Genomic DNA, 15,498 nt, shown 5'->3' with positions numbered 1-15,498 from the left:
GCCGATCATAACCAGCCATGACGAGGAAACAGATAGGTGTCTTCCGCGATCAAAGCGTGCTATTGGCGGCGGACCGGAACAGGCGGGAGACCTGATCGGAATCGAACCGCGACGTCCCCGACACGTCCCCGACACCAGAACGGGCCCTCCCCACCAGCCCGGGTGGGAAGGGCCCGACGGTGCGCGGGGTCAGCCCTCGTCGGAGGCCGGGATCAGGCGCAGCGAGATCGAGTTGATGCAGTACCGCTGGTCCGTGGGCGTGGGGTAGCCCTCGCCCTCGAAGACGTGGCCCAGGTGGGAGCCGCACGTCGCGCAGCGGACCTCGGTGCGGACCATGCCGTGCGAGGTGTCGGCGATCAGCTCGACCGCCTCGGTGTCCTTCGGGTCGAAGAAGGACGGCCAGCCGCAGTGCGACTCGAACTTCTCCGAGGAGCGGAACAGCTCGGCCCCGCAGCCCCGGCAGGAGTAGACGCCCTCCGTCTTGGTGTCCGTGTACTCACCGCGGAAGGCGGGCTCCGTGCCGGCGAGGCGCAGCACCTGGTACTCGGACGGGGTCAGCTCCGCCTGCCACTGCTCGTCCGTCTTCTCGACCTCGTACGCCATGACTCCCGCTCCCTCAGTTCGACAGACGGGCGAGGATCTGCGGTCCCAGATCGGTGACGTCGCCCGCCCCCATGGTGAGAACGAGATCACCGGGCTTGGCCATTCCCGCGATGACGTCGGCGACGGCCTCCTTGGAGTGCTCGGCGGTGACGTCGGCTCCGGCCGCGCGGGCGGCGGCGATGATGAGCTCGCTGGTGACGCCGGGGATCGGGTCCTCGCGGGCCGGGTAGACGTCCAGGACCACGGAGGCGTCGGCGAGGGCCAGCGCCTGGCCCATCTCCTTGCCCAGCTCCTGGGTGCGGGAGAAGAGGTGCGGCTGGAAGACGACCAGGATCCGCTCGTCCCCCGCGGCTCCGCGGATGGCCTCCAGGTCGGCGGTCATCTCGGTGGGGTGGTGCGCGTAGGAGTCGATGACCTGGACGCCCGCGGCCTCGCCCTTGAGCTGGAGGCGGCGCTTGACGCCGGTGTACTTGCCGAGCGCGGAGGCGAGGTTGTGCGCCGGGATGCCGAGGGCCACACCGGCGGCGAGGGCCGCGACGGCGTTGTGCGCGTAGTGGCGGCCGGGCACCGAGACGGTGAAGGTGAGCATCCGCCCGTCCAGGACGACGGTGACCTCGCTGGTCAGCCCGCGCGGGGTGATCTTCGTGATCCGGACGTCGGCCTCGGGCTCCTCGCCGTAGGTGACGACGTGGAGGCCCTCACGGCCGGCGACGCGGCGGGCGATCTCGGCCGCGCCCTCCTGGCCGTGGGCGACGACCAGGGTGCCGCCGGGCACGACCTTGCCGACGAAGGTCTCGAAGGACTCGTAGATCTCCTCGATCGACGCGTAGTTCGCGTGGTGGTCGAGCTCCGCGTTGAGGATGATCGCGACCTGCGGGCTGTACTTGTGGAAGGTGCGGTCGCTTTCGTCCGCCTCGGCCACGAAGACGTCGCCCTCGCCGTGGTGGGCGTTGGAGCCGGGGGCGTCCAGGTCGCCGCCGATGGCGTACGAGGGGTCCAGGCCCAGGGCCGAGAGGGACACCGCCAGCATCGAGGTGGTGGTGGTCTTGCCGTGCGTACCGGCGACGGCGATCGGGCGCAGCCCGTCCATCAGGGCGGCGAGGGCGTCGGAGCGGTGCACGACGGGGATGCCGAGCTCGGCCGCGCGGGCCAGCTCGGGGTTGTCGGCGCGGATGGCACTGGAGACGACCACGCAGGTGGAGTCGGCGGCGAGGTTGCCGGCCGCGTGTCCGCCGTGGACCGTGACGCCGTGGGCGCGCAGCGCCTGGGCGGTCTCGGAGTCACCGCGGGTGTCGCTGCCGGCGACCCGCGCGCCGCGCTGGGCCAGGATCTTCGCGATGCCGGACATCCCGGCGCCGCCGATGCCGATGAAGTGGGGCCGTTCCATGGCGGTCGGCAGGCCGGGCTTCATTCAGGTCGCTCCAGGATCGTGGGTGGTGCGGTGGTGCTTTCGGGCTCTGACGCCCCCAGCCTATTCGTTGTGGGCGAAGAGCTTGAGCACGGGAACGCCGACCTTGTGGCGCGCCCGGGAGGCCCAGTCCCGGTGGAAGAACTCCTCCACGAAGTGCGGGGCGGTCAGAACGATCACCTCGTCGGCGCCGGTCTCCTCCACGACCGCCTTCAGCTTGTCGAGCGGGTGGTGCTCGACGATCTGCCCGGTGGCGCTGGCGCCCTTCTGGCGCAGGGCGTTCAGGGAGTGCGCGAGGGCGTGCGCCGCGGGGCCGAGGGCGGCCTCCCCCTCGGGCTCGTCGGCCTCGCGGATGGCCTCGGGCAGTTCACCGAGCGCGACGTCGTCGATGGCGCGCAGCAGTCGGTCCTGGTCGCCCCGGGGCTGCATGAGGACGACGAACGAGACCGGGTCGTCCCCGTGCAGGGTGGTGACGAAGTCCACGTCCACCGCGGTCAGGGGCTGCTCGATCATCAATACGCTCGTGAACACGGACGCCCTCTCCTTCATGGGCCGAGGCCGGCTGGCCGGCCCCCTGCGGAAACCATTCCGCCCCGCTGTGGCGCGGGACCTTGCGCAGTTATGTGTGCCCAGGTTCGTGCCCGATGGAAGCTAAGCGGAACGAGAAATTCCGCTTCTTTTCAGATCCGACGGTAGCTCGTGAAGAGGAACCCGGCCTCTTCCAGTACGCAGGCGGGCGCGAGCCGGTGCGGAACCGTGACGGAGGGGCCGCCGGCGATCCGCTGGGCGTCACCCGCCGTGAGCATCGGGGCGATCGTCAGGCACAGCTCGTCCAGGGCGTCGGCGGCCACGATCTGGCCCAGCAGCCGGGGCCCGCCCTCGGTGAGCTGGCGGCGCAGCCCCCGCGCGGCGAGCTCCCGCACGGCCCGGGCCGTGTCCACGGCCGTGCCCTCGCCCGCCACCACGACCTCGACGCCGGCCTTGAGGGCCTCGGCCACCCGCCCGGCGGGCGCGGCGGCCCCGGTGACCACCAGGGTCGGCACCAGCGGGGAGGTGAAGAGGGGCAGGGAGAAGTCCAGGTCCAGGCTGGCGGTGACCACGGCGATGGCCGGGGCGGGGCCCTGTCCGGCGGCCTCGCGGCGCGCCGCGAAGGCCTCCCGGGCGCGGGCCGGGCGGTAGCCCTCCTGGCGAACCGTTTCCGCGCCGACGACCACCACGTCGGCCAGTGCCCGCAGGGTGCCGAAGATCCGCATGTCGGTCTCGCCGGAGATGGGGTGAGAGCGGCCGTCGTGCTGGGCGGCCCCGTCCAGGGTGGACACCATGTTGGCGCGCAGCCAGTGCCCGTCGGCCCCGAGCGGGGGGTAGGCGTAGGCCTCCGCGATCTCGTCCAGCGACCACTCCCGGTCGGCCGGGTCCTGGGACGGGGCTGATGTCTGATCGGTCACAGGGAACAGGCGTCGCATCGGTGCAGTGTGCCACGCCCCGTAGAGTTAAGAGCTGTGTCAACATCACTCTCCACCTCTGGTCACACCACCGGGCGGCCTCCGATAGCCGACGCGGGCCCGCAGGCCCTGTGTGCGCGCGAGCCGCGAGTGCCCGCCGAACGGCTGGTGGCCGAGATGGTGCCGCCGCCGCGGTTCGACTCGGTGCGCTTCGACACGTACGACCCGGACCCCACCCAGCCGAGCCAGCGCGAGGCCGTCACCGTCCTGAGCGGCTTCGCCGCCGGGCTCGGCGGTGCGCATGCGAGCGGCGCGGGCAAGAAACGCTGGTTCTCCAAGAAGCCGGCGGCCCCCGCCGGCCCGCGCGGGGTCTACCTCGACGGCGGCTACGGCGTCGGCAAGACCCACCTGCTCGCCTCCCTGTGGCACGCCACCCCGGCCGAGCCCGCGCTCAAGGCCTTCGGCACCTTCGTGGAGCTGACCAACCTGGTCGGCGCGCTCGGCTTCCAGCAGACCGTGGCGACCCTGGGCGGGCACCGGCTGCTGTGCATCGACGAGTTCGAGCTGGACGACCCGGGCGACACCGTATTGGTGTCCTCGCTGCTCAGCCGCCTGGTCGAGCAGGGCGTGGCGCTGGCCGCCACCTCCAACACGCTGCCCGGCAAGCTCGGCGAGGGCCGCTTCGCCGCCGCCGACTTCCTGCGCGAGATCCAGGGGCTCTCGGCGCACTTCCGGCCGCTGCGCATCGACGGCCAGGACTACCGCCACCGCGGCCTGCCCGAGGCCCCGGCGCCGTTCTCCGACGAGCAGGTCACCAAGGCCGCGTACGCGACCGAGGGCGCGAGCCTGGACGACTTCCCCGGGCTGCTGGAACACCTGGCCCGGGTGCACCCGAGCCGCTACGGCGCGCTGACCGACGGGATCTCGGCGGTCTGCCTGACCGACGTCGGCCCGGTGCCGGACCAGTCGACGGCGCTGCGACTGGTGGTGCTGGCCGACCGGCTGTACGACCGCGAGATCCCGGTGCTCGCCTCGGGAGTGCCCTTCGACCGGCTGTTCAGCGAGGAGATGCTGAACGGCGGCTACCGCAAGAAGTACTTCCGCGCCATCTCGCGGCTCACCGCCCTGGCACGCGACGCGAAACCCCTGGTGTCCCAGTAGGTTTGGGGACGCCGGCCCCTCGCGGGGCCGGCCGTTCCCACTTCTACGAAGGGATCCACCATGGCCGCCACACGCAACGCACACGCCGTCTGGGAAGGCGACCTGTTCGAGGGCAAGGGCGAAGTCACCCTTGACTCGTCCGGTCTCGGCAGCTACGCGGTCTCCTGGCCCGCGCGCACCGACGAGGCGGCGAACGGGCGGACCAGCCCGGAGGAGCTCATCGCCGCCGCGCACTCCAGCTGCTTCAACATGGCCTTCTCGAACGGACTGGCGAAGGCGGGCAACCCGCCGGTCAAGCTGACCACCTCGGCCGCCGTCACCTTCGTCCCGGGCAAGGGCATCACCGGCATCCACCTCACCACCGAGGGCGAGGTGCCCGGCCTGGACGCCGACGCCTTCACCGCCGCGGCCGAGGACGCCAAGAAGAACTGCCCGGTCAGCCAGGCCCTGACGGGCACGACCATCACCCTGAGCGCCAAGCTCGTCTGATCGCGTGCGGCTCCGGCGGGGCACGCCCCGCCGGAGCGCGCCCCGTGGTACCACGGGCCGGTACATCTCGTACATCTCCTGTCCCGTCGCGGGGAGTTGCCGCCGATGTCCGTCACCCGACGCAGCCTGCTCGCAGCCGGCACGATCGCCTTCAGCGGGGCGCTCGGCGCCCTCTTCCCCACGGACTCGCGCGCCGCCCGGCCGAGGCGGGGATACGGCCCGCTGCTGCCCGATCCGCGCGGACTGCTCGATCTGCCCGAAGGTTTCTCCTACCGGGTGCTCTCCCGGGCGGGAGACCCGCTGCGCTCCGGCGAGGGCCCCGTCCCCGGCCACTGCGACGGCATGGCCGCCTTCGACGCCGGCGGCGGCCGCGTACGGCTGGTGCGCAACCACGAGAACCGCCCCACCGCCGCGCTGCGGGTGCCCGCCGTGGCGGGACTGACCTACGACCCCGGGGCCCTGGGCGGCTGCACCGCCCTGGAGCTCGACCCGGCGGGCTCCGTCACCGGCGAGCGGGTCGCCCTCGCCGGCACCGCCGTCAACTGCGCGGGCGGCCGTACCCCGTGGGGCACCTGGCTGAGCTGCGAGGAGACCGAGGACCGGGCCGGCACCTCGGGATACACCCGCGACCACGGCTACGTCTTCGAGGTGGATCCCGCCGACCCGCACCGCAGCGGCGCGGTCCCGCTCACCGCGATGGGCCGCTTCGCGCACGAGGCGGTCGCCGTGGACCCGTACCGCGGGGTCGTCTACGAGACCGAGGACGCCTTCGTCCACCCGTTCGGGCTGTTCTACCGGTTCCTGCCCGAGCGGCCCCTCGGGGGGCGCGGCTCACTGCGGGCGGGGGGCCGGCTGGAGGCCCTGCGGGTGCCCGGCCTGGCGGACCTGTCGGTGGTGGACCGGCCGGGGGCGCGGTTCCCGGCCGAGTGGGTCCCCGTACCGGATCCCGCGGCGACCGGGACCCCGATCCGCCACCAGGACTTCGGGCCCGGCGGGATCACCCACGCGCAGAAGCTGGAGGGCTGCTACTGGGGCGACGGCGGGGTCCACTTCGTCTCCAGCTTCGCCCGCCGCGGCGAGGGCGCCGGGGCCGACCACCACGGGCAGGTGTGGTTCTACGACCCGCGCAGCGAGCGGCTGCGGCTCGACGTCGTCTTCGGCCCGGCCGCCGACGTGCGGCTGCCCGGGGACTCCCCCGACAACATCTGCCTCGCCCCGGACGGCGGCCTGATGGTGTGCGAGGACGGCGGCGGGGCCCAGTACGTCTTCGGCGTGACCGTGGACGGCGAGGTCTATCCGGTGGCGCGCGGCGCGCAGGACATCGGGCAGCCGGGCGCGCCGGAGTTCGGGGAGTTCGCCGGGGTCACGTTCTCGCCGGACGGGCGGACGATGTACGTGAACGCGTACGACCCCGGGACGACGTTCGCGGTGACGGGTCCCTGGCGCTGAGCCCGCGGCCCGGTGGCCCTTGTGGTCCTGTGTGATCGCCGGGAACGCGGGAAGGCGGGAACGCGGGTAGGCGCGAACGGTCCCGGGGGCGTCCCGGGAACCGACGAGAGGGGGCGGCACGTGGCCGGGAAGCGGACTTCGACACGACCCCCCGCGGCGGACCGGGCCGCGGGCGGCCAGGACCAGGGCGCGGCCGTGGGCAGGCAGCTGCGCGAGCTGCTGCGGGTCCCGGCCGGCGAGCGCCCCGACCTCGGGCGGACGGACGCGGCGGCGATCCCGGCCGGCCCCCGGGACAAGGCCGCCGGGCGTGCGGCCACCGCCGCGATGGCGCCCCGGCTCGCCTCGCTCCAGGAGCGGCTCTACGCGGCCGGCACCGCCGGTGACCACCGCCGCCTCCTGCTCGTCCTGCAGGGCATGGACACCAGCGGCAAGGGCGGCACGGTCAAGCACGTCATGGGCCCTTTCAATCCGGCCGGGTGCCGCGTCAAGGCGTTCAAGGCGCCCACGCCCGAGGAGCGCAAGCACTCCTTCCTCTGGCGGATCAGGAAGGCCCTCCCCCAGCCGGGTGAGATCGGCATCTTCGACCGGTCCCACTACGAGGACGTCCTCATCGCCCGCGTCCGCGGGCTGGCGCCGCGCAGCGAGCTGGCCCGCCGGTACACCCGGATCAACCGGTTCGAGGAGTCCCTCGCGCAGGAGGGCGTGACCGTGATCAAGGTGTTCCTGCACATCAGCTACGAGGAGCAGCGCGAGCGGCTCCTGGCCCGGCTGGACAACCCGGACAAGCACTGGAAGTTCGATCCGGGCGACATCGAGGAGCGCGGCGCATGGCCCGCGTACCAGGAGGCGTACGAGCGGGTCCTGGAGCGCTGCTCCACCGACGCCGCGCCCTGGTTCATCGTCCCCGCGGACCGCAAGTGGTACCGCGACTGGGCCGTCAGCAGGCTGCTGCTGGAGCACTTGGAGGACATGGACCCGCAGTACCCGCGGGCCGACTTCGATGTCGAGGAGTGCCGTAGCCGACTACTCGCCACATAGTCATATATTTTGCGTCCGTGACCCTTTCTGTGCGCAAAGCGGCGGTCGCGGCCGCTCTCACCGCCGCCCTCAGTGCCGCCCTCGCCGGGTGCGGCGGCGCCGGCACCTCGGACGCCGGCCGCGAGGCCCGTATGGGCACCCCGACGGGGTCCGCCCCCGCGGCCGCCACGGCCTCGTCGTCCCCTTCTGCCTCCACCTCCGCCTCCGCCTCCAGCTCCGCCTCCCCGCAGGCCGGCGCGCCCGGCAAGGCCCCCACCATGGCGCCCGGACCGAACGGCCTGACGCCGGTGTTCGAGCGGACGAAGCAGCAGGGCGACAAGACCGTCGCCCTGACCTTCGACGCCGACATGACCTCCGACCAGGGGCCGCGGGCCGCGGGCGGGGAGCACTTCGACAACCCGCAGCTGATCGCGACCCTGCGCCGGCTCCAGGTCCCGTCGACGATCTTCATGACGGGCCGCTGGGCGGAGGAGTACCCGGACCAGGCGAAGTCCATCGGCACGGACCCGAACTTCGAGATCGCGAACCACTCGTACAGCCACCACGCCTTCACCTCCCCCTGCTACGGGTTGCCCGCGCTCGACACCGCCGCCGCCCGCGCGGACGTGGACCGGGCCTTCGCGGCCTTCCGCACCGCCGGCGCGGTCAACACCGTCCCGTACTTCCGCTTCCCCGGCGGCTGCTACGACGACGAGGCGCTGCGCGCCCTGTCCACGGCCAAGGTCACGGCCGTCCAGTGGGACGTGGTCAGCGGGGACGCCTTCGCCAAGGACCCGGGCGCGGTGGCCGAACAGGTGCTCGCCGGGGTGAAGCCCGGCTCGGTGGTGGTCATGCACTGCACGCGCAGCGCCGCCCCCGTCACCGAGGAGGCGATCCAGAAGATCGTCCCCGAACTCCGCAAGCGCGGCTACCGCTTCGTGAAGGTCTCCGAACTCATCGGAAAGTAACGCGGCCCCCGGCCGGGGGCCTGTCCTGTCATCCGTCGGCGAGGACGCGCGTGACCGTGACCCGGACGGTGACGGGGCCCGGGGAGCCCTCTCGGGTCAGGTGAGTGGAGACCGCGGCCCGCACCTCTTCCCTCACCTGGCGGGCGACGTCGACCACCCGGCCGCCCTCGTGCACGATGCACCGGACTTCCACGTGCCAGCCGCTTCCCGAGCCGGGTTCGACCCGGATCCCGGGTACGGCGGGCCGGGGGTCGGCGCCCACGCCGCGCCGCACGCGGACGGCCGCGGCGGCCAGGCGGTCGGCGAGGACGGGCTGCAGGGCCGCCACGCCGGGAACGCCGAAGGCGGCGCGGGCGGCGGCTTCGCGGACGTCCGCGCCCGGGATCGGGGTCATCGCCGGGTCGCTGCGGGCGCGTCGTCCCGGGGCGCCTGGAGGGGATCGAGCAGGGAGTTGATGTCCAGGTCGACCTCCGTGACGGCCAGGCCGAGCGTGTGCTGCGCGGCGTGGAGGACGGCTCGGCGTACGCGCGCGGCCCGCTCCCGCAAGGGGCGGTCGAGCGTGGTGGCGAGCGTCATGGCGACGTGCACGGCGCTGTCGTCGGGGGTGGGGGTCAGGCGGCAGCTGACGGCGCGGACTCCGGGCACGGTGTCCGCGGCGTGGCGCAGGACCTTCGCGGCGGCGCTTTCGGCGATGCGCAGGTCGTGGTCGGGGTCGTCCAGCGGCAGCGACGCGCCGAGCCGTACCTCGGCCCGCACCGCGTTGATGACACGGTTGGTGAGGCCGTGCACGTCCGGTTGCTCTTCGGCGCTCAGGGACCGGGTGGCCAGGTCGAGGGCGCGCAGCCCTTCGAAGGCCTGCCGGCAGTGGGGGCAGTCGCCGGTGTGTGCGTCGGGCGCCGCGGCGCCGGGGCTGCGGGCCTGTTGCCAGGCGTCGAGGAGGGGGCGGCCGCAGGGCAGCAGTTCGCCGCCGGCGAGCAGCTCAGCTTCCGAGAGCGCCGTGGTGTCCGCCCTGCGGGCGTTCGGGGGCGTCGGGCCGCCGCCCGAGGTGGGGTGCGGGTCGTCTAGCGCCATGGGCGCATCGCCTCCGTCAGAGCACGTCTTGCACGAAAGAGTCTGCCGCGCACGGCCGTTTCGCTGCTGCCCGTCACCTGGGCGATCTCCTCGTAGTGCAGGCCGTGCAGTTCGCGCAGGACCCAGCAGGCCCGCAGCTCGGGCGTGAGTTCTGCCAGTGCCTGGGTCAGGGCGGCCGCCGTGGCGTCCGTCTCGGCCATGCGCGGCGGCGCGCTGCCCGCGTCGGGGGCGACGGGCTCCGGGACGGCGTCCAGGGGGAGCGCGGCGGCCCGCCGGCGCAGCGCGTTGAGGCAGCGGTTGGTGACGATGCGGTACATCCAGGTGCCGAACGCTGCGCCGTGCCGGAATTCGGGCAGTTGCCGCCAGGCGCTGAGGAAGGCGTCCTGCACGGCGTCCTCGGCGTCCGGCCGGTTGCCCAGCAGGTGGTACGCGAGGGCCGTCAGCCGGCCGCTGTGCCGGCGTACCAGGACGGCGAACGCGTCGTCGTCCCCTTCTGCGGCCCGTACGGCCAGAAGTTCGTCCGGCAGCGCGCCGGCGGACCGTTCCGGGGCGGCCGGGACAGCGGCGACCGGCCGCGGAGCGTCCCGGCGCGGGTGTGCCGCGCCTGGTGGGGTCGGGGGCCCGGTCCGCTCGCGCATCCGCCGCCCGCTTCCTGTCGGAAACCGCCGTCTCGGCCTTCGCACGTACTCCTCGATCATAGGTGCGTCCGTGAGCGGCGTGAGGAATCTGCCCGCGGAGTGTCTGAACCTTCGGGGGCACCGCCCGGCGCTCCCGAAGGACATCCTTGGGAGGTCCTCATGTCGGAGAGCATCAGTTCGCCCTCAGGTCCGAGCCGGCAGGACGGCACGAGCACGCTGCAGGGCCGCAGCGGCGTCGGGGCCCCTCCGGAGACACGGGGGCGTACCACCATCGCCGACAGCGTCGTCGAGAAGATCGCGGGGATGGCCACCCGGGAGGTACCGGGCATCCACAGCCTCGGCACCGGGATGAGCCGCACCCTGGGCGCCGTACGGGACAAGGTTCCGGGAGGACGCCCCAGCGTGAGCAGGGGCGTGAAGGTCGAGGTGGGCGAACGCCAGACAGCCGTGGACCTGGACGTGGTCGTGGAGTACGGCGTGTCCATCGTCGACATCGCCGGCGACGTCCGCACCAACGTGATCACGGCCGTGGAGCGCATGACCGGCCTCGACGTGGTCGAGGTGAACATCACCGTCGACGACGTCCACCTGCCCGACGAGGAGGAGGAAGCCGAGGAGGGCGAGAGCCGCGTCCAGTGACGGGGCGCAGCCCGGCCGCCCGCGGTCCGCGGCCGGCCGCGGAAACCGATCGACGTGAGATTCAGGTGAGTGAGATGAGCGCAGCACAGGTGGGCCTGCTGGCCGGAATGGCCTTGGGTTTCGCTGCCTACTTCGGAGGATTCTGGGCCTTCCTGCTGGTGGCGGTCCTGGGCGCCGTGGGCCTGGTGGTCGGCCTCATGCTGCAGGGCGACCTTGAGATGTCCGACTTCAGCCGGTCCCGGGACCGGCAGTGACCCCGCAGCCCGCCCCCGGGCTGCCCGGGGGCGCCGCGGACACCGCGCAGGCGCTGCCCCCGGCGGCCGAGCGTGGCGCGACGGTCATCCCGGACAAGGTGGTGGCCCGCATCGCGGCCCGCGCCGCACGCGAGGCCCTGCACCGGCAGGCGGGCACGACGCACACGGGACTGACCGCCCCGCGCGCCTCGGCCGCCGTCGCCGGCGGATCCGCACGGCTCGGGCTGACCCTGGACCTGCCCTACCCGGCCGACCTCGCCGGCGCCGCCGGCGAGGTGCAGCACTACGTCGGTGAGCGCGTGGCCCAGCTGACCGGCATGAACGTCACCGAGGTCGCGCTGACCATCGAGCGCCTGGTGACCTCTGACGGATCCGGACACGGACGTGTCCAGTGAGCCCGACCGGGCAGCCCACCGGGAAGGAGAGCCGGCATGACACGGGACCAAGACCCCACGGCCGGCAGGGAGCGGGCCTTGGGGAGCGACGAGACCACGTCCCGCACGGTGGACCTGTTGGTCAAGCAGCCTCCCGACGCGCCGGACCGCGAGCACGGCAACGACACGCGTGGCGGCCCGCGCCCCTCGCACCGCCCCTGGTCGGCACGCCGGACACCCGCCGCGCTGGCGGCCCTGGTCATCGGGGCGGCGGCCGGGTTCCTGCTGGTCGACGTCGTCAGGGTCCGCGCGGGCGCGTCCGCCGCCGCCTGGCGCACGCGCCTGGCCGACGAGCTGGCCACCCGCCCCCTGGACGACGTCTGGGTCCGGGTGGGAGCGGCCCTCCTCGCCGCCGTCGGCCTCTGGCTGATCATCCTGGCGCTGACCCCCGGCCTGCGTCGTCAGCTGCCCCTCAGGACGCCCGACGACCGCGTACAGGCCGTACTGGACCGCGACGCCGCCGCCCTCATGCTGCGCGACGCCGCCCTGCGCGTCCCCGGTGTCAGTGCCGCCAGGGTCCAGGTGGGACGACACCGCATCGCTGCGCGCGCGGAGGTCCGCTTCCGTGCCCAGGCCGACGTCAAGGCCGATCTGCTGACGGCGCTGCGCGAGCAGCGCGACCGGCTCGCCCTGGCCCGCCCGCCACGTATCGGCGTCCGGGTACGGCCGCGCCGCCCGTGAGCGGCCAGGAGGAGAGGGGACGGATCCCATGAAGAGGAAGTCCGCGGTCAACCGGATTCTGCTGGCCCTGACGGGCGTGGTCCTGTTCGGCGCCGGTCTGCTGATGCTGGCGGGTGGCTTCGACCTCTACCGGCGCTGGAACCTGCGCCCTCCCCAGGACTGGCCGCTCAGCACCCCGCACGCCGTGCTGCTCAGCGAAGCCGGCCGCACCCGCTGGACGGACGAGGGCTGGTGGTGGCCCGTGGTGATCGCCGCCCTGGCCGTCGTGGTGTTGCTCGCGCTGTGGTGGCTGCTCGCACAGCTGCGCCGCACGCACCCCGGCCCCCTACCCGTCGGAGGCCCAACTGCGACGGACGGCGTGGAACTGCGCGAGGGCGCCCTCAGCGACGCCCTGGCCGCCGATGTCCGCCGCCAGCCCGGCGTGCGGGACGCACGGGTGCGGATGACCGGCCGCGCCGACCGCCCGGAGGCGCACGTCGACCTGGTCCTGACCCCCGGCAGCGAGCCCGGTCCCGTACTGGAGGCCCTGTGCGAAGGCCCGGTGGAACGCGCACGCCGGTCCACCGGTCGGGCGCGCCTGCGCGCACGGGCCCGTCTGGGGGTCGCACGCCACAAGCCGCACCGCGCGCAGTAGCGGCGGCCGTGAGAGGCGTCGCCGGACGGTCAGCGCACTAGCCGGAGCAGGCCGTGCGCTGCGCTTCCTGCCATTCGCACACCGGGCAGAGCACCACGCCCGGGGTGGCGACGCCGTACTCGGTGGGCCGGGCGCACTGCACGCAGTCGGCGTAGGGGGGTCCGGGCACGCGCCCGGCCGGTGCGGCGGGGGTGGGGCAGTACGAGGGGGTCTCGGGCGGCTGGTCCATGGGGACGAGCCTACGCGCGCCCGCAGGACGGGCACCTCGCAATCATGCCGTCCGGACACTGGTAGGAAACTTTCCTTCCTGTTAGTGTCCCGCTCGGCGGCTTGGCGCGGTGCCCGGCCCCCGTGGGCATGACGCGCTCAGTGAGAGCTCTGACCCGGCCGCCGTGGCGCCGCTCCCTGCCCGGCGACGGGCAGGGCGCGGCGCCCCGCGCCAGAGTCCAGCTCTCGCCGCCCCCCTCAAAGGGAGTCCAGGTATGCACCTGAACGCTTCCGCTCCACCCCCCGCGCTCCGCCGCGGACTTCGGTCCCTCCTCCTCGTGGCCACCGCCGTGTTCGCCCTCGTCGGCGGCCTCCTCCTCGCCTGGCCCGAGCGGGCCGGGGCCGCCACCGACCCCCTCATATCGCGCGGGAAGCCCGCCACCGCGTCCTCCACCGAGACCTCGTCGCTGGGCGCGAAGAACGCCTTCGACGGCAATCCGGCCACCCGCTGGGCCAGCGCCGAGGGCGTGGACCCGCAGTGGATCCGGGTCGACCTCGGCGCCTCGGCCACCGTCTCCCGCGTACGGCTGACCTGGGAGGCGGCCTACGCACGGGCCTACCGCGTGGAGGTGTCCGCCGACGGCGCCACCTGGACCGCGCTCGCCACCGAGACGGCGGGCAACGGCGGCGTCGACGACTGGACCGGCCTCGCCGGAAAGGGCCGCTACCTGCGGATCCACGGAACCGCGCGCGGCACCGCGTACGGCTATTCGCTCTTCGAGGCCGAGGTGTACGGGGTCGTCGACGGCGGCCCGCCGCCCGGCGGCGCGTTCACGGTGGTCGCGGCCGGTGACATCGCCGCGCAGTGCACCGCGTCCGACAGCGGCTGCGCGCACCCGAAGACCGCCGCGCTCGCCCGGAGCATCGACCCGAAGTTCTACCTGACGATGGGTGACAACCAGTACGACGACGCCCGGCTGTCCGACTTCCGCTCTTACTACGACAAGACCTGGGGCGCCTTCAAGGCGAAGACCCGGCCGGTTCCGGGCAACCACGAGACGTACGATCCGGCCGGCCCGCTCGCCGGGTACAAGGCGTACTTCGGCAGCATCGCCTACCCCCAGGGCAAGAGCTACTACAGCTACGACGAGGGCAACTGGCACTTCATCGCCCTCGACTCCAACTCCTTCGACCAGGCCGCCCAGCTGGACTGGCTCAAGGCCGACCTCGCCGCCAACGGCAAGCAGTGCATCGCGGCCTACTGGCACCACCCGCTGTTCTCCTCCGGCGGGCACGGCAACGACCCGGTCTCCAAGCCGGTGTGGAAGATCCTGTACGCCGCGAAGGCCGACCTCGTGCTGAACGGGCACGACCACCACTACGAGCGGTTCGCCCCGCAGGACCCCGACGGCCGGGCGCGGGCCGACGGGATCGTGGAGATCGTCGGCGGGATGGGCGGCGCCGAGCCCTACCCGATCGAGGACGTCCAGCCCAACAGCCAGAAGCGGATCAGCGGCCCCTACGGCGTCGTGAAGCTCGACTTCACCGACTCCGGCTACGGGTGGACGTACGTCGCCGCCGACGGGCAGGTCAAGGACACCAGCCCGAAGTACAGCTGCCACTGATGTACCTGGCCGCCAACGGCCGCCCGGACGCGCCGCCCGCCCCCCAGGGGGTCCGGCGGCGCGTCCCCGCCGCCGTCCTCGCGCTCGGCGCGGTCAGCCTCGTCACGGACGTCTCCTCGGAGATGGTCACGGCGGTGCTGCCGCTCTACCTGGTCCTCGACCTCGGCCTGTCGCCCCTCCAGTTCGGCTTCCTGGACGGCATGTTCAACGGCGCGACCGCGCTCGTACGGCTGCTCGGCGGACGCCTCGCCGACCGCGGCGGCCGCCACAAGCGGGTCGCCGGCGCCGGGTACCTGCTCTCCGCGCTCTCCCGGCTCGGGCTGCTCCTCGCCGGCGGCGCCACCGCCGGGATCGCCGCCGCGCTCGCCGCGGACCGGCTGGGCAAGGGCGTCCGTACGGCCCCGCGCGACGCGCTGATCTCGCTCAGCGGCCCCCCGGAGTCGCTCGGCCGGTCCTTCGGCGTGCACCGGGCCATGGACACCACGGGCGCCCTGCTCGGGCCTCTCGCCGCGTTCGCCGTGCTGTGGGCGACGGCCGACGCCTACGACGCGGTGTTCGCCGTCAGCTTCTGCGTCGGCCTGCTGGGGGTGCTGCTGCTCGTCGTGTACGTCCCGTCGGCGCCCGGTGCGACCGGGCGCGCGGCCCCCCCCCCCCCCCCCCCCCCCCCCCGGCCCGGGGGGGGGGGGCGGGGCGGCCCCCCCCCCCCCCCCGGGCGGGCCCCCCCCCCCCCCGCCGGCGCCCCCCCCCCCCCGGGCCCCCGGGGGGGCCGGGGGGGGGG

The 15,498-nt window shown here is 73.8% G+C and carries 19 protein-coding genes and 1 pseudogene (1 of these 20 only partly in view); 12 read left to right on the top strand and 8 right to left on the bottom strand.

Going from position 1 to position 15,498, the window contains the following annotated elements; all coding sequences use genetic code 11:
- Positions 1-189: 189 nt before the first annotated feature.
- The 4 genes from msrB to ACF059_RS09685 form a co-directional block, all read right to left on the bottom strand.
- Positions 190-603 (bottom strand): peptide-methionine (R)-S-oxide reductase MsrB, encoded by a 414-nt coding sequence (msrB, locus tag ACF059_RS09700; protein ID WP_361949158.1) that lies wholly within the window; start codon positions 601-603, stop codon positions 190-192.
- A 13-nt stretch (positions 604-616) separates the two neighbouring features.
- A complete protein-coding gene (gene murC, locus ACF059_RS09695) occupies positions 617-2,014 on the bottom strand; it encodes a UDP-N-acetylmuramate--L-alanine ligase (protein WP_392053871.1) in 1,398 nt (465 codons plus the stop codon).
- Positions 2,015-2,074: 60 nt separating this feature from the next.
- Positions 2,075-2,560: an indole-3-glycerol phosphate synthase gene (locus ACF059_RS09690; RefSeq protein ID WP_361949164.1), complete on the bottom strand. Its 486-nt coding sequence runs from the start codon at positions 2,558-2,560 to the stop codon at positions 2,075-2,077.
- A gap of 131 nt (positions 2,561-2,691) precedes the next feature.
- Entirely contained in the window at positions 2,692-3,474 is a 783-nt protein-coding gene (locus ACF059_RS09685; RefSeq protein WP_392053868.1) for a pyrimidine reductase family protein, read from the bottom strand.
- Between the two features lie 84 nt (positions 3,475-3,558).
- Here ACF059_RS09685 and zapE point away from each other — a divergent pair, with 84 nt between their 5' ends.
- From zapE to ACF059_RS09660, 5 genes are all read left to right on the top strand, one after another.
- Positions 3,559-4,614, top strand: coding sequence for a cell division protein ZapE (gene zapE, locus ACF059_RS09680; protein WP_392056552.1), 1,056 nt, complete (start codon positions 3,559-3,561; stop codon positions 4,612-4,614).
- A 60-nt stretch (positions 4,615-4,674) separates the two neighbouring features.
- The gene (locus ACF059_RS09675; protein ID WP_366864262.1) at positions 4,675-5,103 is read left to right on the top strand and encodes an OsmC family protein; all 429 of its coding nucleotides are present in this window, start codon (positions 4,675-4,677) and stop codon (positions 5,101-5,103) included.
- A 105-nt stretch (positions 5,104-5,208) separates the two neighbouring features.
- Positions 5,209-6,552, top strand: a complete 1,344-nt coding sequence (locus ACF059_RS09670; RefSeq protein ID WP_392053866.1) for an alkaline phosphatase PhoX — start codon at positions 5,209-5,211, stop codon at positions 6,550-6,552.
- Positions 6,553-6,672: 120 nt separating this feature from the next.
- Positions 6,673-7,590, top strand: coding sequence for a PPK2 family polyphosphate kinase (locus tag ACF059_RS09665; RefSeq protein ID WP_392053863.1), 918 nt, complete (start codon positions 6,673-6,675; stop codon positions 7,588-7,590).
- A 17-nt stretch (positions 7,591-7,607) separates the two neighbouring features.
- Entirely contained in the window at positions 7,608-8,537 is a 930-nt protein-coding gene (locus ACF059_RS09660) for a polysaccharide deacetylase family protein (RefSeq protein ID WP_392053860.1), read from the top strand.
- A 28-nt stretch (positions 8,538-8,565) separates the two neighbouring features.
- On the opposite strand, the gene ACF059_RS09655 is transcribed toward ACF059_RS09660, so the two are convergent.
- The 3 genes from ACF059_RS09655 to ACF059_RS09645 are packed head-to-tail and all read right to left on the bottom strand — an operon-like array spanning position 8,566 to position 10,246.
- Positions 8,566-8,931, bottom strand: coding sequence for a hypothetical protein (locus ACF059_RS09655; protein ID WP_392053857.1), 366 nt, complete (start codon positions 8,929-8,931; stop codon positions 8,566-8,568).
- Entirely contained in the window at positions 8,928-9,608 is a 681-nt protein-coding gene (locus ACF059_RS09650; RefSeq protein WP_392053854.1) for a hypothetical protein, read from the bottom strand. The genes ACF059_RS09655 and ACF059_RS09650 overlap by 4 nt, the downstream gene beginning before the upstream one ends.
- On the bottom strand, positions 9,599-10,246 hold the full coding sequence (locus ACF059_RS09645; RefSeq protein WP_392053851.1) for an RNA polymerase sigma factor: 648 nt from the start codon (positions 10,244-10,246) through the stop codon (positions 9,599-9,601). The genes ACF059_RS09650 and ACF059_RS09645 overlap by 10 nt, the downstream gene beginning before the upstream one ends.
- A 159-nt stretch (positions 10,247-10,405) precedes the next feature.
- On the opposite strand from ACF059_RS09645, the gene ACF059_RS09640 reads away from it, so the two are divergent.
- The 5 genes from ACF059_RS09640 (at position 10,406) to amaP (ending at position 12,888) form a co-directional block, all read left to right on the top strand.
- Positions 10,406-10,885: an Asp23/Gls24 family envelope stress response protein gene (locus ACF059_RS09640; RefSeq protein WP_392053848.1), complete on the top strand. Its 480-nt coding sequence runs from the start codon at positions 10,406-10,408 to the stop codon at positions 10,883-10,885.
- A gap of 74 nt (positions 10,886-10,959) precedes the next feature.
- Entirely contained in the window at positions 10,960-11,139 is a 180-nt protein-coding gene (locus tag ACF059_RS09635) for a hypothetical protein (protein WP_366864269.1), read from the top strand.
- Positions 11,136-11,534 carry an Asp23/Gls24 family envelope stress response protein gene (locus tag ACF059_RS09630; RefSeq protein ID WP_392053845.1) on the top strand — a complete coding sequence of 133 codons (399 nt, stop codon included), beginning with the start codon at positions 11,136-11,138 and terminating at the stop codon, positions 11,532-11,534. Before ACF059_RS09635 ends, ACF059_RS09630 begins: the two co-directional genes overlap by 4 nt.
- Before the next feature lie 36 nt (positions 11,535-11,570).
- Positions 11,571-12,254: a DUF6286 domain-containing protein gene (locus ACF059_RS09625; protein ID WP_392053842.1), complete on the top strand. Its 684-nt coding sequence runs from the start codon at positions 11,571-11,573 to the stop codon at positions 12,252-12,254.
- Between the two features lie 28 nt (positions 12,255-12,282).
- Entirely contained in the window at positions 12,283-12,888 is a 606-nt protein-coding gene (gene amaP / locus ACF059_RS09620) for an alkaline shock response membrane anchor protein AmaP (protein WP_392053839.1), read from the top strand.
- A 37-nt stretch (positions 12,889-12,925) separates the two neighbouring features.
- On the opposite strand, the gene ACF059_RS09615 is transcribed toward amaP, so the two are convergent.
- On the bottom strand, positions 12,926-13,117 hold the full coding sequence (locus ACF059_RS09615) for a hypothetical protein (RefSeq protein ID WP_392053836.1): 192 nt from the start codon (positions 13,115-13,117) through the stop codon (positions 12,926-12,928).
- 253 nt (positions 13,118-13,370) lie between these two features.
- Between ACF059_RS09615 and ACF059_RS09610 the strand changes: the two genes are divergently transcribed.
- Positions 13,371-14,720: a discoidin domain-containing protein gene (locus ACF059_RS09610; RefSeq protein WP_366864274.1), complete on the top strand. Its 1,350-nt coding sequence runs from the start codon at positions 13,371-13,373 to the stop codon at positions 14,718-14,720.
- Positions 14,720-15,498: pseudogene (locus ACF059_RS09605) on the top strand (MFS transporter) (it continues 771 nt past the right edge of the window). Before ACF059_RS09610 ends, ACF059_RS09605 begins: the two are co-directional and overlap by 1 nt.

This window comes from Streptomyces sp. NPDC016562, assembly GCF_043076955.1.
Lineage (GTDB): Bacteria > Actinomycetota > Actinomycetes > Streptomycetales > Streptomycetaceae > Streptomyces.
This window is presented reverse-complemented; position numbering and strand designations above follow the sequence as displayed.